The sequence below is a fragment of the Streptomyces sulfonofaciens genome (assembly GCF_014656295.1).
GTDB lineage: Bacteria > Actinomycetota > Actinomycetes > Streptomycetales > Streptomycetaceae > Streptomyces > Streptomyces sulfonofaciens.
Map to the genome: position 1 here is coordinate 207,976 of NZ_BNCD01000002.1, position 22,029 is coordinate 230,004.

Here is a 22,029-nt window from a genome sequence, read left to right on the forward strand (position 1 = left end):
CGCTCCGAGGCGGCCGCGCCTCATCCGCGGCGCGCCGCGAGCGGACCGCCCGCGGCGAGGGCCAGGGCGGCGAAGCGCGTCCCGATGAGGCGGTGGGTGGCGGCGTCGGGGTGCAGGCCGTCCGGCAGCGGGTGGTCGGTGGCGTCGGCCTCGCCGTAGAGGTCGCGGCCGTCGAGGTAGTGCAGGCGGGGGTCGTCGGCGGCACGTTGTTCGACGATGCGGGCCAGCTCTTCGCGGATGACGGCGAGCGTCAGTTTTCCGGTGGAGCGCTCCGCGGGGTCGCCCGCGGCCAGGAACCTCACCGCGCCGCTGCCGAGTGCGGTGAGATCCGGGACGGTGGGGCCGGGGGTGTCCTCGTGGGCGGGGCACAGCACGGGGGAGACGACCAGCAGCGGCGTGGTGGGGTGGCCTTCGCGGACGGTGTCGAGGAAGCCGTGCACGGCGGGGGTGAAGGCACGCAGGCGCATCAGGTCGGTGTTGACCAGGTTGATGCCCATCTTGATGCTTATCAGGTCGGCCGGGGTGTCGCGCATGGCGCGGGCGGTGAACGGGTCGAGCAGGGCGCAGCCGCCCAGGCCCAGGTTGATCAGCTCTACACCGCCGCGGGCGGCGGCCACCGAGGGCCAGATGCCGGTGGGGCTTGCGGCGTCGGAGCCCTGGCTGATGGAACTGCCGTGGTGCAGCCACACGGCGCGGCCCCGGTCGGGGGCGGGCTCGACGGGGGCGTCGGTGCGCAGGACCCTCAGCTCGGTCCTCTCGTTGTGGGGCAGCCAGATCTCGATGTCCTTGACCCCGCCGGGCAGGTCGGCGAAGCGGACGGTGCCGGCCGGGCCCGTCTGCCTTTCGGTGGCCCCGGTGGTCATGTCCAGGGTCAGGAGGTCGCCGCCGCCCACACTGGCCTGGGCGGTCAGGTCGCCGTCGACGAGCAGGTCGTAGACGCCGTCCGGGCGTTCAGGTGCGCCCCGGTAGGCCATCTTGGTGCGCAGGGCGTCCAGCTCGACGGCGGTGGCCCGGGTGCGGAAGGCGAGCCGTACGCCGGAGGGCTGGGCCTCCACCGTGGCCAGTTGGTCGTCGGTGTACTGCGCGCGGGCGCGGGCGGGCAGCCGGTGCGGCAGCACCCCGTGTTCGGTGCGCTCCAGGTCGAGGGCGCCGCGCAGGAGGTCCTCGGTGATGGGCGTGGTGATCCAGTCGTGCGCCATGTGCGTTGTCCCAGCCTGTCGATCGGTGTGTCTTGAAGGGTGCAGGGCGCCGGTGCGCTCTCGCCCACCGCCCCCCGGCCGCGCGCCCCCGTCAGGGCGCGGGCCAGTTCCGCAGCAGGGCGTCGAGGGCGTCCACGATCCGCACCCAGCTCTCCTGGGAATCGGGGGCGCTGTGAGCGAACCCTCCCGCCGCCTCCAGGCTGACGTAGCCGTGGAAGGTGCTGCCGAGCAGCCGGACCGCGTGTGTCCGGTCGGGCTCCGCCAGGTCGTAGCCGCGCAGGACGGCTCGCGCCATCTGCGCGTGCCTGCCGCCGGCACTGGCGGCCGCCGCCTGCGGGGTGAGCCTGAACCGGGCCGCCGCGTAGCGTCCGGGGTGCTCGCGGGCGTAGTCGCGGTAGACGTTCGCGAAGGCGGCGAGGGCGTCCTTGCCGGAGCGTCCGGCCAGGGCGTCGGCAGCCCGGTCGGCGAGTTCCTCCAGGGCGAGCAGGGCGATCCTGGTCCTGAGGTCCTGGGAGTTCTCCAGGTGCGAGTACAGGCTGGCGACCTTGACGTCGAACCGCCTGGCCAGAGCCGACACGGTCACCTGGTCGAAGCCGACCTCATCGGCCAGTTCCGCTCCCGCCCGCGTCAGACGCTCCGCGGTCAGCCCCGCGCGTGCCATGCCCGTCCCCTCGCTCCGCGGATAAAGTTTTAAGCAGTTGCCTAATACAGTTAGGAAATTACCATACACACCTATGAAGCAGCTTACCGACCAAGAGATCCGCTCCGCATTCGTGAACTGCACCAAGGGCCAGGCCAAGCGCCTGTTCGTCCCGCGTGACCTGGCCGACCGGCCCTGGGCCGACCTGGACTTCCTCGGCTGGCGGGATCCGGGGGCCCCGGACCGCGCCTACCTCGTGGCCGAACTCGACGACCGGCCGAGGGCCCTCGCGCTCCGCACGCCCGGGCCCGCCTCCTGGCAGGCGCGGCGCAGCATGTGCTCACTGTGCCTGACCGCCCACACCGGCGGGGTCTGCCTCATGGTCGCGCCGAGGGCGGGCAGGGCCGGGCAGCAGGGGAACTCGGTGGGTGCCTACATGTGCAGCGACCTCTCCTGTTCGCTGTACCTGCGGGGCAGGAAGGACGCGGGTCCGGGCACGCGGTTGCAGGAGTCCCTGTCCCTGGAGGAGAAGATCCGGCGGACCACGGCGAACCTCGCCGCGTTCCTCGCCAGGGTGACCGAGTGAGCGGGGACGGGCCCGCGGGTGCGCGGCCGGAGCAGGTACGGGGCCGCGCCGCGCCGGTTGCACCGGCCGCACCGGCCCGCCTGCGGGGCGCGGCCGCCACCGGGCACGGCCCCCGGGGCACGGCCACCGGGCACGGCCACCGGGCACGGCCCCCGGGCCACCGCCGTCTGCGGGTAGGGCCGTCTGCGGGTAGGGCCCCCGGGGCGCCTCCGTTCACGCCCCCCGGACCACGACCACCCCTCATGGCGTCGTGGTCCCAGCGGAATACCAGGGCACTCCCGTCCGCCGGAGGTACGACTGCACAATGCGTCCCGGCACCGAGGTGCTCGGGCAGTGCGGGGCGGCCGATGAACTGTGCGTGAAGGCGTCGGCCACCGAGACGGCCTGCAACGGGGACTCCGGCACGCCGGCCACCGTCGACGGCGCGGTCGTGGCGGTGACCAGCCGGGGCCCCATCGGGGACTGCGGCGCGGAGGGGTTCACCGTCTACACCGCCGTCGCCCCGCACCTGGACTGGATCCAGCAGACGATCGGCGCGAACTGAGCCGCCGCGCCCCGTGGGCGCCGTCGTCACATTCCCGACATCCGCCCGGAGGGCGGGCACGGCGTCGCGGGGCAGATGGGAATGCGACGACAGGCCCGAGCCTAGCGGGGCGCCGGCAGATGGCCGGCCTCCCGCAGGAGTCCCACGAGGCGGGTGAAAACCCGCCCGTCCTCGTGCAGCCCGTCGTGCTCGAACTCGTTGGTCACCCAGGTGTGGACGTTGCCCACGGCGGCCGCCGTCTCAAGCTGGAGGCCCGCGTCCACGTACATGTCGTCGTGGTAGACGACCGCCGCCACCGGCACCTCGTTGGCGGCGAGGCGGTCCGGGGCGTACAAGTGCGACCACTCCTCGCGGGCCGCCAGCTCCTCGGCCGCAGGAGCGAACGGCCGCAGGGGCCCGATCTCCTCGAACATCCAGGGGTAGATCATCTCGCCGGTGAGCAGCAGCGGCCTGGCGTCGGCGGCGAACTCGGGATGCCGCGCACGCTCCCGCTCGGCGGCCCAGGCGGGCGGCGCCCCGGGACCGCTGCAGAAGATGGACTCCTGCAGCACCGTGAACAGCGGCCGGTCGGCGAACGACGTCCTGCTCCGGACCTCGCCGAGGAAGGTGTCCGTGAGCCGCTCCCGCGCCTCGTCGGCGAACGCCTCGTCGAAGATCCAGTGCACCCGCTCGAACCCGGGCTTCATGCCGAAGTCGAGGCCCAGCACCTGGAGCCGTCGCACCGTGAGCGCGTCCCCGTCCGGCAGCCGCACGTCCCCGGTGGACAGCAGGTCGGCGACGCGGTGCAGCACCTCGGCGTCCGCCGGATAACGCCTCTGGAAGACGCGGTTCTTGGCCGCCACGCGCGGATACGTGCGCCGGTAGACCTCCTCCACCGACGGGCGGATCGCCGCGAGCCCGCCCGCCACCAGGCAGCCGGCGAGTCCTTCGGGGGCCAGGGAGAGATAGGTCAGGGTGAGGAACCCGCCGTAGCTGGTGCCGAGCGTGATCCAGGGGCGTCCGCCGAAGGAGGTGCGGCGCAGGTGCTCCGCGTCGGCCACGATCGAGTCGGCCCGGAAGCAGCACAGGAAGTCGGCCCCCCGCGCGCCGGAGTCGAAGCCCCGCATCACACGGCCGTCGACGGGCGAGCTGCGCCCGGTGCCGCGCTGGTCGAGCAGCACCACACGGAACTCCCGCAGCGCGGGCCCGATCCAGCCGCCGTCCGCGGGGCCCAGCGGCCGGGGCGACTTTCCGCCCGGGCCGCCCTGGAGGTAGAGCAGGCACGGCAGGTCCTCGCCACGGCGCGCCGGGTCCACCAGCTCGCGGGCGAACAGGGACAGTTCGGGGCCGGAGTCCGCCGCCCAGTCGAGTGGCACGGGCACCCGGTGGTCGCGCACGTGGACACCGGGCAGCGTGTATTCGGCCGTGATCATTCCCGGTTCACCTGCCCACCGCGTAGCCCTGGTTGCCGCGGGGGTTCGCCGCGGCCCGCAGCCAGCCGTCCTCGCGGGCCACCGCGCTGACGTGCCCCAGCGACCAGGCGTCGCCCGTCTCGACCCGGTGCCCGCGACGCCGCAGCTCGGCGAGCACGTCCGGATCGAAGCGCTCCTCCAGAAGGAGGTGCCCGGGGTGGGTGTCGCGCGGGTAGAAGGAGTTCGGCACGTGCAGGGTGTGGAACTCGGGTGCGTCGATGGCCTCCTGGAGGTTCATGCCCCCGTGCACCGCGTTCAGGAAGAAGTGCAGCGACCACTGGTCCTGGAAGTCGCCGCCGGGCGTGCCGAACGCCAGCCACGGCTCGCCGTCGCGCAGTGCGAAGGAGGGCGTGAGGGTGGTGCGCGGACGGGCACCGGGCCGCAGCGAGTTGGGCAGGCCCGGCTCCACCCAGAACATCTGCCCGCGGGTGCTCAGGCAGAAGCCCAGCTCCGGCACGGTCGGCGAGGACTGGAACCAGCCACCGCTGGGCGTCGCGGAGATCATCATGCCGTGCCGGTCCGCGACGTCCAGGTGGCAGGTGTCGCCCCGGACCTCGCCGGTGGCGGCGAGGGTCGGCTCGCCCGCGCCCGCGGTGCCGTCAGCGGCGCCGAGGACGTCCGGGCCCTGCGGGTAGCGGGGCAGCCGGGGAGATCGCCCGCCGGGCGAGCCGGGCCGCAGGTCGAGGGAGGCGGTGCCGGTGATGAGCCGGCGCCGCTGCGCGGTGTACTCCGGATCGAGCAGGCCGTCGAGCGGGACGTCGGTGTGGTCAGGGTCGCCGTACCACGCCTCGCGGTCCGCGAACGCGAGCTTGCCCGCCTCGATCACGGTGTGCACCCAGTCCGCGGAGCCCGGGCCCATCGCCGCCAGGTCGAAGCCCTCCAGCAGCGCGAGCTGCTGGAGGAAGACGGGGCCCTGGCCCCAGGGCCCCGTCTTGCAGACGGTGTACCCGTGGTAGTCGAAGGTGGCCGGCTCCTCCACGGCCGGCTGCCACGCGGCCAGGTCGTCCGCGGTCAGCAGCCCGCCGTGCGCCCGTCCGGAGGTGTCCATGACCTCCGCGGTGGCGCAGTAGGAGCCGATGGCCTCGGCGACGAAGCCCCGGTACCAGGCGTCGCGCGCGGCCGCGATCCGGCGCTCGCGGGAGCCCCCGGCTGCCTCGCCCTCCGCGACGAGGCGGCGCCAGGTGCCGGCGAGCACCGGATTGGTGAAGCGGCTGCCGGCCGCCGGCACCGCACCGCCCGGCAGCCAGGTGGCGGCCGAAGTGGGCCAGTGCGCACGGAACATGTCCGCGACGGTCCCCAGCGCGGTGGAGACCCGGCCGAGCAGCGGATGGCCGCGGTCGGCGTAGTGGATCGCGGGCGCCAGCACATCCGCCAGCGACCAGGTGCCCCAGCGTTCGAGCAGCAGCAGCCAGGCACCGAACGAGCCCGGCACCACGGTGGGCAGCAGCCCGGTGCCGGGCACCAGGGAGAGCCCCAGGCCCAAGAGCCGCTCCCCGGTGGCCGCCGCCGGTGCCACGCCCTGGCCGCACACCACGGACACCCGCCGCTCACCGGGGTCCCACAGCAGCACGGGCACCTCGCCGCCCGGGCCGTTGAGGTGCGGCTCGACCACCTGGAGGACGAAGCCGGCGGCGACCGCGGCGTCGGCCGCGTTGCCGCCGCGCTCCAGCACGCTCATCCCGGTGGCGGAGGCGAGCCAGTGGGTGCTGGCGACCATGCCGAAGTCGCCGGCCAGCTCAGGACGTGTGGTGAACAAGGCCGTTGCCTCCCTGGGTGATGTCGGGACCGCCGGCCTCGGGGGTGACCAGGTGGCAGGAGACGAGGTGGTCGGGTGCCGTGATCCCGGTCAGTACGGGGGCGTCGGTGCGGCAGCGGTCGACGGCGACCGGGCAGCGGGTGTGGAACGCGCACCCGGGTACCCGGCTCGTCTGGCTCGGCAGGTCCCCGCGGAGCACGACCCGCCGCCCGGCCCTCCCCTCGCGCGGGTCGGGCACCGGCGCCGCCGACAGCAGGGCCTGGGTGTAGGGATGCTGGGGGTGCGCGAAGAGCTCCTGCCGGGTGGCGGTCTCCACGATGCCGCCGAGGTACATCACGGCGATGCGGTCGCCGACGAACTCCACCACGGACAGGTCGTGCGTGATGAACAGGCAGGAGAAGCCCAGGTCGCTCCGCAGATCGAGGAGCAGGTTCAGGATCGACGCCTGGACGGACACGTCGAGCGCGGAGACCGGCTCGTCGGCCACCACGAGACGGGGCCGCATGACGAGGGCCCGGGCGAGCGCGACGCGCTGGCGCTGGCCGCCGGACAGTTCGTGCGGATAGCGCGTCGCCGTCCGGGCCGGCAGCCCCACCCGCTCCAGCATCTCGGCGGCGCGGCCGCGGCGTTCGCGGACGTCGCCCTCGCGGTGCTGGCGCAGCGGCCCCGCCACGATGTCGCCGATCTTGGTGCGCGGGTTGAGGGACGAGTAGGCGTCCTGGAACACGACGTGCACGTCGCGCCGGAGCGGGCGCAGCTCGCGGCGGCTCATGGCGGAGATGTCCTGGCCGAGCAGCCGCACCCGGCCTGCGGTCGGCGCGGTCAGCCGGGCCACGCACCGGCCGATGGTCGACTTCCCGCTGCCGGACTCACCGACGAGGCCGAGTATCTCGCCCCGGCCGATGCTGAGGTCGACCCCGTTCACGGCGCGGACGGTGCCGGTGCCCGCCCTGCCCCGGTAGTGCTTGACCAGTCCCTCGACTTCGAGGACCGGGGTGTCGTCGGTCATGCGTCCCTCCGTGGTCCCGGGTGGTAGCAGGCCACCAGATGGCCGTCGCCGCCGTCCGCCCCCGTCAGCGCGGGCCGTGCGGCGGTGCACTCGGCGGTGGCTCGCGGGCAGCGCGGGGCGAACTGGCAGGCGTCGGGGTCCGTCGCGGGGGACGGCACGAGCCCGGGGATCTCGGTGAGCCTGCGCCGGCCGCCGCGCAGCGCAGCCCGGGCGGGCAGCGCGTCCAGCAGGCCGATGGTGTAGGGGTGCTGGGGGCGGTCGAAGACCGCGGCGGTGGGCGAGTGCTCGACGTGCCGTCCGGAGTACATCACCACCACCCGGTCGGCTACCTCGGCGACCACACCGAGGTCGTGGGTGATCAGGATGACGGCGGTTCCGAGCTGCTCGCGCAGGTCGCGGATGACATCGAGCACGCCCGCCTGGATGGTGACGTCGAGGGCGGTGGTCGGCTCGTCGGCGATCAGCACCTTGGGGTCGCAGGCGACGGCCGTGGCGATCATCACGCGCTGCCGCATGCCTCCGGACAGCTCGTGCGGGTACGAGCCCGCGCGGCGCCGGGCGTCGGGGACACCGACGAGGTCGAGAAGCTCCACGACGCGCTCGCGCACCTGCCGCCGGGTGAGCCCGGTGTGCTGCCGCAGCACCTCGCCGATCTGCCGGCCCACCGTGAAGGCCGGGTTGAGGGAGGTCATCGGCTCCTGGAAGACGACGGAGATGTCCTTGCCCCGTACGTCGCGCATGCGCCTTTCGGACAGCGCGGTCAGCTCCACCCCGTCGAGCAGCACCGACCCCCCGATGGTGGCCCTGGTGTCGTCGAGGAGGCGGGGGATGGCCATCGCGGTGGCGGTCTTGCCGCAGCCGGACTCGCCGACCAGTGCCAGGATCTCGCCGCGCCCGAGGCTGAACGAGACGTCCTTGGCGGCCAGTACGGGCCCGTCCTCGGTCCGGTACGTCACGCGCAGGCCGGACACTTCGAGCAGAGTCACAGGAGCTCCCTGGGATCGAGCACGTCACGCAGCCCGTCGCCGAGCAGGTTGAAGCCGAGCGTGGTGAGGGCGATGGCGACACCGGGGAAGACGGCGAGCAGCGGGTCCTGGGACAGGAACTGCTGGGCGCTGGTCAGCATGACGCCCCAGGACGCCTGCGGCGGCTGGACGCCCAGCCCGAGGAAGCTGAGCGCGGCCTCACCGAGGATGCCGGCGGGGATGGCGACGGTGGCCTTCACGATCAGCGTGTTGGTCATGTTGGGCAGGATCTCCCGCCACATCACGGCCGCGTCCCGGGCCCCGTCGGCGACGGCGGCCTCGACGAAGTCCTGGCTGCGCAGCACCAGCGTCTCGCCGCGCACGATGCGCACCACCGAGGGGACCTCGGCCACCGCGAGCGCGATGATCACGTTGCGCAGCGACGGGCCCAGGATGGCCGCCATGCCCACCGCGAAGACCAGGTAAGGGAAGGAGAGCACCAGATCGGTGAGGCGCATCAGGACGGAGTCCGCCCAGCCCCGGTAGTAGCCCGCGGCGAGCCCGAGCGGGACACCGACCACCAGGGCGAGCGCCGTGGAGACGACACCGGCGAGCAGCGACACCCGGGCCCCGCCGGTGATCCTGGCCAGCACGTCGCGGCCGAGGTCGTCGGTGCCGAGGGGATGGGCGCCCGAGGGGCCCGCGAGGAGGTGGGTGAGGCCGAGCCTGGTCTGGCTGCCGGTGACCAGCGGGCCGACCAGGGCGAGCAGCAGGAACAGCAGCACGAGCACCGCGCCGGCCACCGCCATCCTGCGCCGCAGCAGCCGCCGCAGGGTGCGCCGCCACTGCGGCACGGGCTCCGGGGCCGCCGCGCCCGGGTCCGCCGCGGCGGACGGGCCGTTCTCAAGGGCCGCGTTGTTCATTCCGGGGCTCCAGCCGTGCGCAGACGGGGATCGAGGTAGGCGTAGGCCACGTCCACCAGCAGGTTGACCAGCACATAGCCGGTGACGGTGACGAGGACCGCGCCCTGGATCACCGGATAGTTGCGGGAGGAGACGCCGTCCACGATGAGCTTGCCGAACCCCGGGATCACGAAGATCTGCTCGGTGATGACCGCGCCGCTGATCAGTCCGGCGAGCTGGAGCCCGACCACGGTGGTCACGGTGGTCAGGCTGTTGCGCAGTGCGTGCCCGAGCTGCCCGAGCCCGCTCATGCCCTTGGAGCGCGCGGTGCGCACGTAGTCGGCGGAGAGCTGGCCGAGCAGCGACGAACGGGTCTGCCGCATGATCACCGCAGCGAGTCCGGTGCCCAGTACGAGCACCGGCATCACCATGCGTTCGAGGTTTCCCGCCGGGTCGTCGGCGAACCCGACGAAGCCCGAGGCCGGCAGGACGTGCCAGTGCACGGAGAAGACGACGATGCCGAGCAGCCCGAGCCAGAAGTGCGGGATGGACAGGCCGAAGAGGCCGAAGGCGTTGGCCGCGTAGTCGAGGGCGGTGCCACGGCGCACGGCCGCGACGATGCCGGCGAGCATCCCGACGGCGATGCCGACGACCATCGCAAGCACCGTCAGCTCCAGGGTCACCGGCAGGCGTTCGGCGAGGATGTGGGTGACGGGCGCCTTGTCCTGCGTCGAGGAACCGAGGTTCCCCTCGAGCGCCTGGGTCACGTAGTGGAGGTACTGGACGGGCAGTGGCTGGTCCAGGCCGAACTGCTGCCTGATCGCCGCCACCGCCTCGGGCGTGGGGCTCTCGCCGGCCAGCACGGTGGCGGGGTCGCCGGGCAGCGCGCGCACCCCCAGGAACACGGCGATGCTGGCGAGGAAGAGCGTCACCACCGCGGTGCCCGCGCGGCGGAGTAGGTACCGGATCATGAAACCTGCCGGATCTTGCGGGGACGGGTCGGCCGGGGAGCGGGGACGGTGGGTTCAACCGGCGTGTGCGGACGGGCAGACGGGCCGTGGTGCGGCGGGCCCGGAGCCCGGCCCGGAGCGGGAGCCGGGGGTGGCGAGGCGGTGGGCGTCGGCGCGGCCACGGGGGCCGCCGCCTTCCGGGGGGTCGCCGCGTCCACCGGTGGCACGGGGTGCACGGGGTGCACGGGGTTCAGGCGCTTCGCGGGGTTCACGGCACTCACCGCGCCAGGTGGGCCGTCTTGAAGCGGGGGATGCCGTCCGGCTGGTAGACGACCCCGTGCAACTTGGCGCTCGTCCCCGTGAACCAGCGGTTGTGGTACAGGTACAGCAGCGGCCGCTGCTCGCCGACCCGGCGTACCGCCCGGGCGTACAGCCGCGACCTCTGCCGGTCGTCGTTGGTGGCCGCGGCCCGGGCGATCAGCGAGTCGACGGTCCTGTCGGAGTAGCCGGAGAAGTTGTTGGACCCGCCGGTGGTGATGATGTCGTTGGTGTCGCCGTCCGGGTCGACGCGGCCCGACCAGCCCTCCAGGAATGCGTCGAACTTGCCGTTGCGGGCGAGGTCGAGACCGGAGACGAGGTCGATGGGCCGTACGGACACCTTGAACCCGACGTCCTGCGCCATCGACTGGATGACCTGCGCCTCCCGCTGGGTGGCGGCGCCGGTGGGGACCATGAGCTGCACCGCGGGGGAGCGCACGCCCGACTTCCTGACCAGGGCGCGCGCGGCCGCTGGATCGTAGGGCGTGCAGTGGGGCCTCACGCGCAGTGGGCTCTGGGCGGGAAGCGGTCCGCAGTCGGGTACGTTCTGGGACTTCCAGACCGAGGTGTTCAGGGCGCCGCGGTCGATGCTCATCTCGAACGCCTTGCGCAGGCCGGCGGAGCGGCTGAGCGCGGTGCCGGCTCCCGGTCGTACGTTGATGGAGATCGACTGGTAGGCGATGGTGTCGGAGTGCAGCACCCGGGTGCCGGACTCTCCCCTGAGGGTGATGGCGTCGTTGGCGTCGATGTGCTCCGCCGCGTCGACGTCCCCGGACTCCAGGTTCGCGGTGGCGACACTGGAGTTGGTGATGAACTCGTACCGGATGCCGTTCAGCCGCACCTTGTCGGCGTCGTAGTAGTCGGTGGACTTCACGAAGTCCATCTCGTTGCCGGACACCCGGTCGCGGAACTTGAACGGGCCCACGCACACGGGAGCCGTACCGAAGTCGGCGCCGAGCCTCTTGAGCGCGGTGGGCGACATGATCAGCCCGGACCTGTCGGCGAGTTGGGCGAGCAGCGGGGCCGACGGGTGCTTGAGCACGAGGCGCACCGTCGTGGGGTCGCGGACCTCGACCCGGGAGATCGCGGACAGCTCACCGGCCCGGGCGGACGCCTTCATGGTGAGGTCCCGGTCGAGCGTGGTCTTCACCGCCGCGGCGGTGAAGGGGGTGCCGTCGTTGAACCGAACGCCCCTGCGCAGCACGATGTCCATCGTCCTGCCGTCCCGGGAGACCCTGGGCAGTGCGGCGGCCAACTGCGGGACGATCTTCAGGTCGCTGTCGACGTCGTAGAGCTTCTCGCAGAAGCTGGTGAACACCAGCCGCGCCGCGAAGGTGTTGGCCAGCGTCGGGTCGAGGCTGTCGGGCTCGGTGGGGGTGGACACGACCAGCGTGTTCGGGGACGCCTCGGGGGCGGACCCCGAGCCCGGTGTGGAGCAGGAGGCGAGCAGTAGTGCCGCCGCCGTGGCGGCCCCCGCGCGGTAGGTGCGTCGGCGCATGAGTCCTCGCTGTGGTGCCGGTGGTGGGAGCGGTGTCAGTGGGCGGGCAGCCACTCCTCGGGGCCGCCCGGGGTGTGAGGCGGGGCGGTGGAGGGCAGGTGGCCTGGCGCGGCCGCCTCCGTGGTGTCCGCCGCCTGAGCGGCCCGCTCCCCGGATCGTCCTTCGCCCATACCGGATCAGCCTCTCGGTGCGGTTCACGGAAACGAACCATCCGTTCCGTAGATCGAACACGGTGAGGCTAGGACCGCGTCCGTGGTGTGTCAATGCTCACGTCGCCCGGAGTTCGCCGCGCGTTGCCCTCTGACGTCGTACATGTGACATACGTGTGGCGGACGTGGGCAGAAGGCGGCGGCAGGGTGGAGACGGTCCGTGACGCTCGTCGGCTGTTCCCTCGACCGGGTGCAACCGTTCGTCGAGACGAACGGCATCGGCGCCTTCCTGACCGTGGGCCCCGGCGGGCGGGCGGGTCGGCGCCGTGCGCGCACGAGGCCGCGGCCCGTACGGACCGCGGCCTCGCGTGCCGTCGTGCGGGGCGTCCCGCGGTTAGCTGGTGTACGCCTCCAGCTCCGAGAGCTGGGCACCGGGCCAGCCCGTGTTGCCGGTGAACGTCAGCCGAAGGTAGCGCACCGGGGTGCCGGGCAGCGAGACGGTGGCGGTGTTGCCGCTCGACGGGTTGAAGGTGTAGCCCGCCGAGCCCTTGAGGGTGGTGTACGTGCCATTGTCGGTACTGCCGAGCACGCTCAGCGTCTGCGTCCGGGTGCTCCAGGCCGCGGCGGGCGGGAGCTTCAGGACCAGCCGCCCCACGGCCTTGGATGAGCCGAGGTCGACCGTGAGGGACTGCGGGAAGGCGTTGTTGGGGCTCTCCCAGTAGGTGGTGGCGTTGCCGTCCACCGCGTTGCCGGGCACGTAGACGTCGGCGTGGCCCGCCGAGACGGGGCGGCCCTGCGCGAGGTTGCCGGTGTCGCCCGGGTCGCCGGGGTCGTCGGGGTCGCCCGGGTCGTCCCCGCCGCCGGTCGACGGGACGCCCCCGTTGGTCCACACCGGTGTGGGCCAGCCGCCGCAGTAGGGCTGGTCCGTGTACCAGCCCGAGTTCCCGCTGCCCTGGGTGATGGCGAACGCGTTGCCCTGGCAACTGTAGATCGGCGAGGGGCCGTTGACGTGCTTGGCGGTGACGTTGGTGAAGGTGCCCGCGCCGCCCGCCTGGAACTGGAGGGCGAAGGTGCCGGTGCCGTCGATGTTGATGTTGCTGAAGTTGAGCGTCCTGCCGCCGCCCTCGATGGTCTGTATCGCCTCGTAGGAGGAGTCGAGGATGTCGGAGTCGCTGATGTTGATGGTGGCGTTCAGTGCCTCGTTGAGGCCGTCGAACCACATGGCGCCGACGCCGAACTGCCAGTTGTAGTCGCTGTTGCCGGTGCGGATCAGGGTGTTGCGGGCGGCTGTGAGGGTGCCGGAGACGGCCGTTCCCTGGCCGGAGTTGACGCCCGGGTACCGGTTGGCGATGTGCAGGCCGCCGCCGTTGGTGACGGTGTCCGACATGGTGTTGTCGGAGATGGTGATGTTCTTGCCGCCGTAGGTGACGATGTTGTTCGCGAGGATCGGTGCGACCACCGTGTTGTGCGTGAACGAGTTGTTCACGTTGGGTATGTTCTCCGCCCACATGGCCAGGCCGTCGTCACCCGTGTTGCGTACGAAGGTGTTGGTGACGGTGGAGTTGGTGACGCCCATGTGGAAGTTGACGCCGTCGGCCGTCTGGTCGAGGATCCGGCTGTTCTTGATGGTGAACCCGTCCATCGGACCGTCCATCCAGGCCCCGACCTTGGTGTGCTGCATCCAGACGTCGTCGACCGTCGAGTTGGACAGCGCGCCGCCGATGGCGTTGACCTGGTCGGCGTCGACCCGCTCCTGGATGTCGCCCAGGATGGCGAAGTCCTTCAGGGTGACGTCGCTGCTGCCGCCCTGGTTGGCGTACTTGCCGTAGACGCCGACGGCCTTCGCGCGGTCGGCCGGGTCCCGGCCGGTCAGCACGCTGTACCAGGGGCCCGCGCCCGCCAGCGTGACGTGGTCCACGACGATGTGGTCGCGGACCTGGAACGTGCCCTCGGGGATGTATACGGTCCTGCCCTGCTGCTGGCCCGCGGTGACCGCCGCCTGGATCTTGGCGGTGGAGTCGGCGGCGCCCGTCGGGTCGGCGCCGAAGTCGGTGACCACGTTCAGCGCGCCGGACGGCTGTGCGATCGGCGCCGCCACCTGCTCGAAGTCCGCCAGGTCGATGGTGAACGAGGGCGCCTGCGAGGTCGAGGGCACCTGGAGGCGGACCTTGGTCCCGGCCGCCAGGGTCCTGCCGAACAGGGTCCGGGCCTCGTCGTAGAAGTGGTGCGGGTTGCCGCTGCCCGGGTTGTTGTTGAACGGGTAGCCGCCGTAGTACCAGCCGTACCTGGACGTCACGGGCACGCTCTTGAGCACGGCGCCGTCGACCCTGACGTCGAGCGAGGCGTTGCGGCCCGTGCCGTCCGGGCTGTCCGGGATGGAGTAGCGGAAGTCGATCGCGTTGGCGGGCTTGGTGAGGGTGAACTCGACGTACTCGCCCGTCGCGTCCAGCGTCACCGCCTGCCGCCCCGACGCCTCGGAGGCGAGGTGCGTGTAGAGGCGGTCGGGGGCGATCACGGTGCCGTTGGTCGCGGCGTACTCGGCCTCCTGCTCGGTGAACGGCACGGACGCACCGCGGCCGGATATGCCCACCGGGGAGGGGGCGGGCACGCCCGCCGCCCGGGCGGCGGGCGCGGTGGTCAGGACCAGCGCGGTCGCGGCACCGGTCGCGAGGAGGGCCAGGGAGGTGAGCGCCGAAAGGCCACGGCGCAGCACGCGTCGTCTCGGGGGCGATGTCACAGATTCACGTCCTTGCGGCTCGGTGGGAACTCTGCGGACGCGAAAAGGCTAGGAGTGACAACGCAGGAAGTCTATAAATCTGCGCAAAACTCGAAGCTGCAAAGTAAAAATCATGGAGATTGTGGCGGGGGCGAGCCCTCGTTCGGGCGACGGGCCCCCTCAAGTCACCGAGCAGGAAAGGAGTTTGGCTGCGCGAGTGGAGGATCCGCGGTTCCTTACGGAAGGGCAGTCCGGGGGACGGAGACATGCAAAAAACGTGTCAGATCCGGCAATTAATTGATCCAGTGGTGCGGCTGATCAGGGGCGTGCCCGGTGACGTCCTGTCAGCCGCCGCCCCCGCGCTGTAGATTTCCGTCAGCCGGAGTTCGGCGCACCACACCACGGAAGCCGCTGGCGCGTGTGGCCTTCCGCAGTAGAGCGAAGGAGACACATGGCCACGCACCTTTCCGCACGGCCGGACACCGGGAGCAGGTGCCCCGGGCGGGCCCTGCGCGGCCTCGGCCGCACGGCACTCGCCGCCGCGGGACTGCTCGTCGCACTGCTGCCGGGCACCGGGCAGGCGGCACCACCCGCCGCCGGGCAGCACGGCTTCGCCGCCACCCCGACCGCCGCGCAGCACGCCGCGGCGCCGGACACCCTGGGCGCCGTCCACACCCCCGCGCACACCACGTTCAGGATCTGGTCGCCGGACAGCTCGGACGTCACCGTCCGCGTCGGCGACCGCAGTCACCCGCTGCGCCCGGTCGCCCTGGAGGGCTACAGCGACGTGTACCAGGCGGTCGTGGAGGGCGATCTGAGGGGCCGGGCGTACCAGTTCAGCGTCGCCGGCAGGGACGTGCCCGACCCGTACGCCCGGATGGTCAGGCCCGGCACCACCGAGGGAATCGTCATCGACGACGCCGCCCTGCCGCCCCACGGCGGGTGGGCGCCCGCACCACCGCTGGCGAACCGCGAGGACGCCACGGTCTACGAACTGAGCGTGCGGGACTTCACCATCGACCCCAGCTCCGGCGTGGACCCCGACAAGCGCGGCAGGTTCCTGGGCCTCGTGCAGACCGGCACCAGGCACAACGGCGTCCCGACGGGCATCGACCACCTGAAGGAACTGGGCGTCACCGACGTCGAGCTCATGCCGTCCTTCGACTTCGGCTCCACGGAGCCCAACTGGGGCTACGACCCGGTCGGCTACAACACCCCGGAGGAGCAGTACTCGCAGTTCACCGATCCGGAGGACCGGATCAGGGAGTTCAAGGACATGGTCAACGGGTTCCACAGGAACGGCATCCGGGTGATCATGGACGTGGTGTACAACCACACGCTCGGCAAGGAGGTCTTCCAGGGGATCACCCCCCGGTACTACACACCGAACGACCTCTCCGGCACCGGCAACTCCCTGGACGACGGCAATCCCATGGTCAGCCGTATGATCCGCGACTCCCTGGAGCACTGGGTACGGGACTACCACGTGGACGGCTTCCGCTTCGACCTGATGGGCATCCACTACCACGAGAACGTGTCGCAGTGGGCGGGCCACCTCAACGCCGCCTACCCCGGGCGCACCCTTCAGTTCCACGGGGAGCCCTGGTCCGGTGGGGTCGCCGACCCGCTGGAGCCCCGAAAGGTGCGCTACGGCACCGTGCCCACGCTCGCCGGTGCGCATGTCGGTGTGTTCAACGGCGCCTACCGCGACGCCATCAAGGGCGGTACGCGGGACGCCTCCATGGCCTACATGGGCGGCTCCGGCGACGCCTCCGCCATCGCCACCGGCATGCGCGGCTCCCCGCTGGCAGCCAAGAGCACCGACCCGCTGCCCGACCCCTGGGACCCGGCGTTCGCCTACGACCCCGAGCAGACCGTCAACTACGTGTCGGTCCACGACGACCTCAACCTCTGGGACAAGATCACCTACTCGGGAGGCACCGGTGGCGCGGACGGCAGGGCGGGGCGGATCGACCGGTTCGCCGCGGGCATGGTGCTGACCTCGCAGGGCATCCCGTTCCTCTCCGAGGGCGACGAGTTCCTGCGCTCCAAGGTGGTGGGCGGCGACTACACCACGGCGATGAACTCCTACAACGCGTCGGACAGCGTCAACGCCCTCCATTGGGGCGACAAGACCGCCAACGCCGGCGTCTTCTCCTACTACAGGGACGCCCTGGCGCTCAGGAGGTCCACCCCGGCACTCCGTCTGACCTCCTGGGACGCCGTGCACGACCAGATGGCCACGCAGACGGACGGTCCTGTCGTGGTGTCCCGGATCAGCTCCCGCGCCGACGCGCCGGACAGCTACGACACCGTCGTCGTCGACAACCCCGCGGACACCGACTACAGCGTGGCTCTGCCGCCGGGCACCTGGACCAAGGTCCTCGACGCGAGCGGCGCCGTGCACGCCTCGGACCGCACCTGCGGGGGCCTTTCCGTGACGGTGTTCACCAGGAACTGACCGACCGCGGCCCCCGGCCCGCAGGTGGCAGGCACGCGTTCGGCAGGCGTGCGTTCGGCGGCCGTGCGGTGCACCCGGGCGGGCCCTGCCACGGCGGGCCCGCCCGTGACGCCGGCGGCCGCGCCTAGGCAGGGCCGAAGAACCTTCCGGGACCTGACGGGTTTCTCACAACTGCCCGTCAGGGTCGGAACATGACCACGAAGCACCCCCGCACCCCCGCACCCCCCACACCCCCCGTGCCCGCAGACGGGAGGGCGCCCCTGCGCCGCGCCGCCCGTCTGCGGGCACCGGCCGCCAAAGCCGCGGTCCTCGCGACGGCGCTGCTGCTGTCCGGCTGCGGCGCCGTGACCGGCGACGCCAGGACCGACGCCGCGGCCACCGCCGACGCCGAGCCGCCCAGCACCCCGAAACCGTCGCTGTCCATCGACGTGGCCCCCCGGCAACTGCCCGGCCTCGGCCCGAAGACCTGGGCCGAGGTGCCCCCCGGGACACGGCAGGCCATCGTGGTGACGGGCCGGAACCGGAACTCGCCGGTGTCCACCGCGGTGCTCTACGAACGCACCGCCGCGGGCTGGCAGGCAGGGGAGAGCTGGCCCGCGCACAACGCCCTGCGCGGCTGGAGCGACCACCACCGGGCCGGTGACCTGCACACCCCGATCGGCGTCTACACCCTGACGGACGCGGGCGGGCGCCTCGCCGATCCCGGCAGCAGGCTGCCCTACGACCGGTCCGCCGCCTTCGTCGCGCCCGGCACCGGGTTCGAGGGCGAACCGCTGGCGGGCTCCTTCGACTACGTCGTCGCCATCGACTACAACCGCAGGCCCGGCACCTCACCGCTGGACTGGACACGGCCGCTCGGCGCGGGACGCGGCGGAGGCATCTGGTTCCACGTCGACCACGGCGGCCCCACCCAAGGCTGCGTCAGCCTGAGCGAGGACCACATGAAGGACCTGCTGCGCGCGCTCGACCCGGCCCGGCACCCCGTCGTGGTCATGGGCGACGCGGCAGCGCTGCGCAAGTGAGCCGCCCGGCCGCGGTGCGGGGCCCGGCGGGGCCGTCCGCCGGGGCCGGCCCGGGCCCCGCACAGGGATGTGAGGAACCTGTCAGGATGTGGGAAGGCCCTCACACCCGGCCGGCCGCCCGCCGCTGCGCCTAGCATCGGCCGCGTGTGCGCACATGTGCTGGTCGCCGAGGACGACGAGATGCAGGCCGAGCTGATCCGCCGCTCCCTGCTCCAGGAGGGCCACACCGCCACCGTGGTCCACGACGGCCGGGCCGCCCTCGACGCGGCCCGCCGCGACCGGCCCGACCTGGTCGTTCTGGACCTCATGCTGCCGGTGGTCGACGGCTACGGGGTGTGCCGCGTGCTGCGGCAGGACGACGACGTCGCCATCCTGATGCTCACCGCCCGTTCCACCGAGGACGACGTGCTGCTCGGCCTGGAGCTCGGCGCTGACGACTACATGACCAAGCCGTACAGCCCGCGCGAGCTGATGGCCCGGATCCGCACGGTGCTCAGACGCAGCCGGCCCCCGGCGTCCGGCCGGCCCGCCCCTCCCGTGCTGCGGGCCGCGGGCCTCGCGGTCGACCCGGTCCGCCACGAGGTGCGCTGCGAAGGCTCACCGGTCGACTGCACCCCGGGCGAGTACGAGATCCTGCTGGCCATGGCGGCGGAGCCGGGCCGGGTGTTCTCACGACGGCAGTTGCTGGAGTGCACCCGCGGCATCGACAGGGCTTCCACGGAGCGGGCCATCGACGCCCACATCATGAACATCCGCAGGAAGACAGAGGCCGACCCGCGCCACCCGACCCGCCTCCTGACCGTGTTCGGCGTGGGGTACAAGCTCAGCGGTGAGCGGCCGTGAGGCGCCGCCGCGGACCCGGGCGTGCCATACCGCTGCACAAGAGCCTGCTGGTCAGGCTGATGTTCACCTCGGTGCTGATCGCCGCGTGCTCGGTGGCGGGCACGGCCTGGCTGGCCGTGCAGACCACCGCCAGCGCCCTGCGGGAGGAACAGGGCCAGGTGCTCTCCGAGGACACCGACACCCTGCGCCGGCTGAGCGGTTACGCCGCCACCCACGCCGACTGGGACGGGGTCGCCGACGAACTGCACGCACTGGCCGCCAGGACCGGCCGGCGGATCGCACTGACCACCGCCGACCGCAGACCCGTCGCGGACTCCGCTGCCGGCAACGCCCCGCTGCCGCCGCGGGCCGCCGCCACCATCGACCCGCTGCACACCGACACCTACACCGAGCCCGGGGCCCAGCTCACCGGCATCGACCCGCGGGCCGTGGGCCCCTACCGCCTGACGGCCGAGGAGCGCGAGCGGGTACGGGACCTGGCCGTGATCCGCCGTACCTGTGCCGCGAAGCACGGGGTCGCCACGCGCATCACGCAGACGCCCAGCGGCCGCTCCGTCCTGATCGGCGCGGACGGGTCCACCACCCCGCAGATACCCGACCAGTGTGCCGACGGCAAGCTCAACGCCCCGGTGCCGACCGAGAAGCAGGCCATGGCCAAGCTGATCGGGCTCGCCAACGACTGCCTGGGGCGCGGCCGATCGGACCGGTCCGTGCTGGTCGCGGTGGACTTCGGCCGCCAACTGTTCGACGCCCATGCCTTCGTCAAGGCGTCGCAGGACCCTTCTGCCGCCGGCGAGCGCAAGGCGCGGGACTGCGTCGACTCGGCGCGCCGCAAGCAGCTCGACCCCTATGTCGCCCCGACCGCGGAGCTGTTCCTCGGCAGCGCCGACACCGCCCAGCCGCCGTTCGACATGTCCGCCGCCAACAAGGCCAAGATCGTGGCGGTCGCCGCGCTCGTCCTGGCGCTCACCGTGGCGGTGACCGTCGTGGTGGGCCTGCGACTGGTGCGGCCGCTGCGCGCCCTGACCCGGGCGGCCCAGCAGATGCCGGAGCGGCAGCCGCGGGTCCCGGTCGGCACCCGGGACGAGACGGGCATCCTCGCCGCCGCGTTCAACGACCTCACCGAGCGCCGTGAACGCATCGAGGCGCAGCGCAAGGCGATGGTCAGCGACATCGCCCATGAGCTGCGCACGCCGCTCACCAACATCCGGGGCTGGCTGGAGGTCGCCAGGGACGGCATCGTCGAGCCCGATCCGGCGCTGCTCGCGTCCCTGCACGACGAGGCGGTGGTCCTCCAGCGCGTCATCGACGACCTCCAGGACCTCGCCGCCGCGGACGCCGGCACGCTCCGCCTCCACCGGGAGCCGGTGCGCGCCGACGAACTGCTCGAACAGGTCGCCGCGGCCCATCGTGTCGCGGCGGAGGCGGCCGGTGTCAGGATGGGCACCACGGTCGGCGCGGACACCTGGGTGGACGCGGATCCGGTCCGGATGCGGCAGGCGCTCGGCAACCTGGTCTCCAACGCCATCCGCCACACGCCCGCGGGTGGCGCCCTCGCCCTCACCGCCCGGCCCGACGGGGACGAGGTCGTCTTCGAGGTGGCGGACACCGGCAGCGGAATCGCCCCCGAGGACCTGCCGCACGTCTTCGACCGGTTCTGGCGGGCCGAGAAGTCCCGCAGCAGGCGCACCGGCGGCAGCGGGCTCGGCCTGGCGATCGTCCGCCAGCTCGTGACCGCGCACGGCGGCACCGTGACCGCCGAGAGCGAGCCCGGCGCGGGCTCCGCCTTCCGGCTGCGCCTGCCCTCCCGCGCGGCGCCGCCGCGGCCCGCGGCCGACGGCGGCTGACACCGGGCCCGCGGCCTGCGCCCGTCAGCGCAGCAGACCCAGCCCTCCGACGAGTCGGTTGATGCGGTTGCGGGGCCCCACCAGGCTGACCGCGCAGTACGCCAGGTCCCCTGCCGCGGTGCCGGCCAGCTCCGCGAGATAGGCGTCGTAGACCCGGGCGGTCTGGGCGGGCTCCGGCATGTCGACGATCAGGAGCTCGTCGTACCCGGCCGCCTTGGCGCGCACCGCCCGCACGGTCGCCGCATCGGCGGCCAGCACCGAGCAGCCAGTCCAGGGCAGGCCCGGGTGCCGGACGCCGTCGGCGTCCTCGCCCGCGCGCCCGAGCAGGTCGGGAAGGGCCTTCCCGACGGCCGCGGCCATGCAGGCCGCCGCGTTCACCACGCGTCCGGCAGGAAGCCCCTCGTCGACGACGATGACCCATTTGAGCCTGGTCTGCCGGGTCGAAAGATCGGTACGAACGTCCTGGTCGGACAGGTGGGGAGTGGACACCGCAAACTCCTTGTGGCACGGGCGGGCGCAACATCCGTGTGTCCCGCTCTGCCCGGATACGCTAGGCAGACCTCTGGCATCGGTCATCCGTCGGCGAACTTCGTACGGCATATCGTGGCGGTCATGGAACTTGATGCACTGGACCGTGCCCTGCTGCGGGAACTGCAGAACGATGCACGGCAGACCAACCGCGACCTGGCCGCCAAGACCGGCGTCTCCCCCTCGACCTCGCTGGAGCGCGTCCGGCTGCTGCGCGAGCACGGCGTCATCACCGGCTACCACGCGGCCCTGGACCTGGACGCGGCCGGCCGTCCGGTGCAGGCCCTGATCTCCGTGCGCATCCGGCCGCCGGCCCGGCCCGTCATCGAGGGGTTCCGCGAGTGGGCCGCGCAACTGCCGGAGACCATCGGCCTCTTCGTCACCTCCGGCGCCCACGACTTCCTGCTGCACATCGCCGTCCCCGATGTGAACGGCGTGTACGCCTTCGTCATCGACCGTCTCACCGAGCGCCGCGAGGTCGCGGACGTGCAGACCACGCTGGTCTACGAACACGTCAGGACCCGCCGTATCGAACCCGCGGGCGGCGACCGCGACCGGGCCCGCGCGGCCCGGCCCCGGCCGCGCGAACGCACCCGGTGACCGCGCACCGCCCATGAGCCCCGCAGGCGCCGTCGTGCCCCGGCG

General features: G+C 72.6%; 19 protein-coding genes. 7 read left to right on the forward strand and 12 right to left on the reverse strand.

All coding sequences use genetic code 11. The annotated features are described in order from the left end of the window. Positions 1-20: 20 nt before the first annotated feature. Together IE313_RS03915 and IE313_RS03920 are read right to left on the reverse strand one after the other, a co-directional pair. Positions 21-1,199, reverse strand: coding sequence for a GDSL-type esterase/lipase family protein (locus IE313_RS03915; protein ID WP_189929467.1), 1,179 nt, complete (start codon positions 1,197-1,199; stop codon positions 21-23). Between the two features lie 91 nt (positions 1,200-1,290). Further along, complete coding sequence (locus tag IE313_RS03920) at positions 1,291-1,860, reverse strand: TetR/AcrR family transcriptional regulator (RefSeq protein ID WP_189929468.1); 570 nt, start codon at positions 1,858-1,860, stop codon at positions 1,291-1,293. A gap of 73 nt (positions 1,861-1,933) precedes the next feature. On the opposite strand from IE313_RS03920, the gene IE313_RS03925 reads away from it, so the two are divergent. Together IE313_RS03925 and IE313_RS03930 are read left to right on the forward strand one after the other, a co-directional pair. Beyond that, the gene (locus IE313_RS03925) at positions 1,934-2,425 is read left to right on the forward strand and encodes an FBP domain-containing protein (protein WP_189929469.1); all 492 of its coding nucleotides are present in this window, start codon (positions 1,934-1,936) and stop codon (positions 2,423-2,425) included. 304 nt (positions 2,426-2,729) lie between these two features. Further along, entirely contained in the window at positions 2,730-2,969 is a 240-nt protein-coding gene (locus IE313_RS03930) for a trypsin-like serine protease (protein ID WP_189929470.1), read from the forward strand. Positions 2,970-3,070: 101 nt separating this feature from the next. Here the strand turns inward: IE313_RS03930 and IE313_RS03935 are convergent, their stop codons facing one another. The 9 genes from IE313_RS03935 to IE313_RS03970 all read right to left on the reverse strand — a co-directional run bounded on the left by IE313_RS03935 (position 3,071) and on the right by IE313_RS03970 (position 14,704). Further along, a complete protein-coding gene (locus IE313_RS03935) occupies positions 3,071-4,381 on the reverse strand; it encodes an alpha/beta fold hydrolase (protein ID WP_189929471.1) in 1,311 nt (436 codons plus the stop codon). 7 nt (positions 4,382-4,388) lie between these two features. After that, positions 4,389-6,176: a gamma-glutamyltransferase family protein gene (locus tag IE313_RS03940; RefSeq protein WP_229924362.1), complete on the reverse strand. Its 1,788-nt coding sequence runs from the start codon at positions 6,174-6,176 to the stop codon at positions 4,389-4,391. Then, positions 6,157-7,185, reverse strand: a complete 1,029-nt coding sequence (locus tag IE313_RS03945; protein WP_189929472.1) for an ABC transporter ATP-binding protein — start codon at positions 7,183-7,185, stop codon at positions 6,157-6,159. The genes IE313_RS03940 and IE313_RS03945 overlap by 20 nt, the downstream gene beginning before the upstream one ends. Continuing rightward, positions 7,182-8,171, reverse strand: coding sequence for an ABC transporter ATP-binding protein (locus IE313_RS03950; protein WP_189929473.1), 990 nt, complete (start codon positions 8,169-8,171; stop codon positions 7,182-7,184). Before IE313_RS03950 ends, IE313_RS03945 begins: the two co-directional genes overlap by 4 nt. After that, positions 8,168-9,073 (reverse strand): ABC transporter permease, encoded by a 906-nt coding sequence (locus tag IE313_RS03955; protein WP_189929474.1) that lies wholly within the window; start codon positions 9,071-9,073, stop codon positions 8,168-8,170. Before IE313_RS03955 ends, IE313_RS03950 begins: the two co-directional genes overlap by 4 nt. After that, positions 9,070-10,023 carry an ABC transporter permease gene (locus tag IE313_RS03960; protein WP_189929475.1) on the reverse strand — a complete coding sequence of 318 codons (954 nt, stop codon included), beginning with the start codon at positions 10,021-10,023 and terminating at the stop codon, positions 9,070-9,072. The genes IE313_RS03955 and IE313_RS03960 overlap by 4 nt, the downstream gene beginning before the upstream one ends. A gap of 256 nt (positions 10,024-10,279) precedes the next feature. Next, a complete protein-coding gene (locus IE313_RS03965) occupies positions 10,280-11,818 on the reverse strand; it encodes an ABC transporter substrate-binding protein (RefSeq protein WP_189929476.1) in 1,539 nt (512 codons plus the stop codon). 35 nt (positions 11,819-11,853) lie between these two features. Next, complete coding sequence (locus tag IE313_RS35935) at positions 11,854-11,988, reverse strand: hypothetical protein (RefSeq protein ID WP_268256684.1); 135 nt, start codon at positions 11,986-11,988, stop codon at positions 11,854-11,856. Positions 11,989-12,361: 373 nt separating this feature from the next. Beyond that, positions 12,362-14,704, reverse strand: coding sequence for a galactose-binding domain-containing protein (locus IE313_RS03970; RefSeq protein WP_189929477.1), 2,343 nt, complete (start codon positions 14,702-14,704; stop codon positions 12,362-12,364). A gap of 430 nt (positions 14,705-15,134) precedes the next feature. Here IE313_RS03970 and IE313_RS03975 point away from each other — a divergent pair, with 430 nt between their 5' ends. The 4 genes from IE313_RS03975 to IE313_RS03990 all read left to right on the forward strand — a co-directional run bounded on the left by IE313_RS03975 (position 15,135) and on the right by IE313_RS03990 (position 20,856). Continuing rightward, on the forward strand, positions 15,135-17,144 hold the full coding sequence (locus IE313_RS03975; RefSeq protein WP_189929478.1) for an alpha-amylase family glycosyl hydrolase: 2,010 nt from the start codon (positions 15,135-15,137) through the stop codon (positions 17,142-17,144). Between the two features lie 191 nt (positions 17,145-17,335). Beyond that, a complete protein-coding gene (locus tag IE313_RS03980; RefSeq protein WP_189929479.1) occupies positions 17,336-18,166 on the forward strand; it encodes a L,D-transpeptidase family protein in 831 nt (276 codons plus the stop codon). Between the two features lie 144 nt (positions 18,167-18,310). Continuing rightward, positions 18,311-19,009: a response regulator transcription factor gene (locus tag IE313_RS03985; RefSeq protein ID WP_189929480.1), complete on the forward strand. Its 699-nt coding sequence runs from the start codon at positions 18,311-18,313 to the stop codon at positions 19,007-19,009. A gap of 59 nt (positions 19,010-19,068) precedes the next feature. Then, positions 19,069-20,856 (forward strand): sensor histidine kinase, encoded by a 1,788-nt coding sequence (locus IE313_RS03990; protein WP_189929816.1) that lies wholly within the window; start codon positions 19,069-19,071, stop codon positions 20,854-20,856. Positions 20,857-20,880: 24 nt separating this feature from the next. Here IE313_RS03990 and IE313_RS03995 read toward each other — a convergent pair whose 3' ends face one another. Continuing rightward, a complete protein-coding gene (locus IE313_RS03995) occupies positions 20,881-21,345 on the reverse strand; it encodes a DUF2000 domain-containing protein (RefSeq protein ID WP_229924363.1) in 465 nt (154 codons plus the stop codon). Between the two features lie 123 nt (positions 21,346-21,468). Between IE313_RS03995 and IE313_RS04000 the strand changes: the two genes are divergently transcribed. Continuing rightward, positions 21,469-21,984: an Lrp/AsnC family transcriptional regulator gene (locus tag IE313_RS04000; RefSeq protein ID WP_189929482.1), complete on the forward strand. Its 516-nt coding sequence runs from the start codon at positions 21,469-21,471 to the stop codon at positions 21,982-21,984. The last annotated feature ends 45 nt before the right edge of the window (positions 21,985-22,029 follow it).

Excerpts from the sequence above, each read along its gene's own strand:
- IE313_RS03915 (WP_189929467.1), bottom strand. The coding sequence starts at position 1,199 with ATGGCGCACGACTGGATCACCACGCCCATCACCGAGGACCTCCTGCGC.
- IE313_RS03920 (WP_189929468.1), bottom strand. The coding sequence starts at position 1,860 with ATGGCACGCGCGGGGCTGACCGCGGAGCGTCTGACGCGGGCGGGAGCG.
- IE313_RS03925 (WP_189929469.1), top strand. The coding sequence starts at position 1,934 with ATGAAGCAGCTTACCGACCAAGAGATCCGCTCCGCATTCGTGAACTGC.
- IE313_RS03930 (WP_189929470.1), top strand. The coding sequence starts at position 2,730 with ATGCGTCCCGGCACCGAGGTGCTCGGGCAGTGCGGGGCGGCCGATGAA.
- IE313_RS03935 (WP_189929471.1), bottom strand. The coding sequence starts at position 4,381 with ATGATCACGGCCGAATACACGCTGCCCGGTGTCCACGTGCGCGACCAC.
- IE313_RS03945 (WP_189929472.1), bottom strand. The coding sequence starts at position 7,185 with ATGACCGACGACACCCCGGTCCTCGAAGTCGAGGGACTGGTCAAGCAC.
- IE313_RS03955 (WP_189929474.1), bottom strand. The coding sequence starts at position 9,073 with ATGAACAACGCGGCCCTTGAGAACGGCCCGTCCGCCGCGGCGGACCCG.
- IE313_RS03960 (WP_189929475.1), bottom strand. The coding sequence starts at position 10,023 with ATGATCCGGTACCTACTCCGCCGCGCGGGCACCGCGGTGGTGACGCTC.
- IE313_RS03965 (WP_189929476.1), bottom strand. The coding sequence starts at position 11,818 with ATGCGCCGACGCACCTACCGCGCGGGGGCCGCCACGGCGGCGGCACTA.
- IE313_RS35935 (WP_268256684.1), bottom strand. The coding sequence starts at position 11,988 with ATGGGCGAAGGACGATCCGGGGAGCGGGCCGCTCAGGCGGCGGACACC.
- IE313_RS03975 (WP_189929478.1), top strand. The coding sequence starts at position 15,135 with ATGGCCACGCACCTTTCCGCACGGCCGGACACCGGGAGCAGGTGCCCC.
- IE313_RS03980 (WP_189929479.1), top strand. The coding sequence starts at position 17,336 with ATGACCACGAAGCACCCCCGCACCCCCGCACCCCCCACACCCCCCGTG.
- IE313_RS03990 (WP_189929816.1), top strand. The coding sequence starts at position 19,069 with ATGTTCACCTCGGTGCTGATCGCCGCGTGCTCGGTGGCGGGCACGGCC.
- IE313_RS04000 (WP_189929482.1), top strand. The coding sequence starts at position 21,469 with ATGGAACTTGATGCACTGGACCGTGCCCTGCTGCGGGAACTGCAGAAC.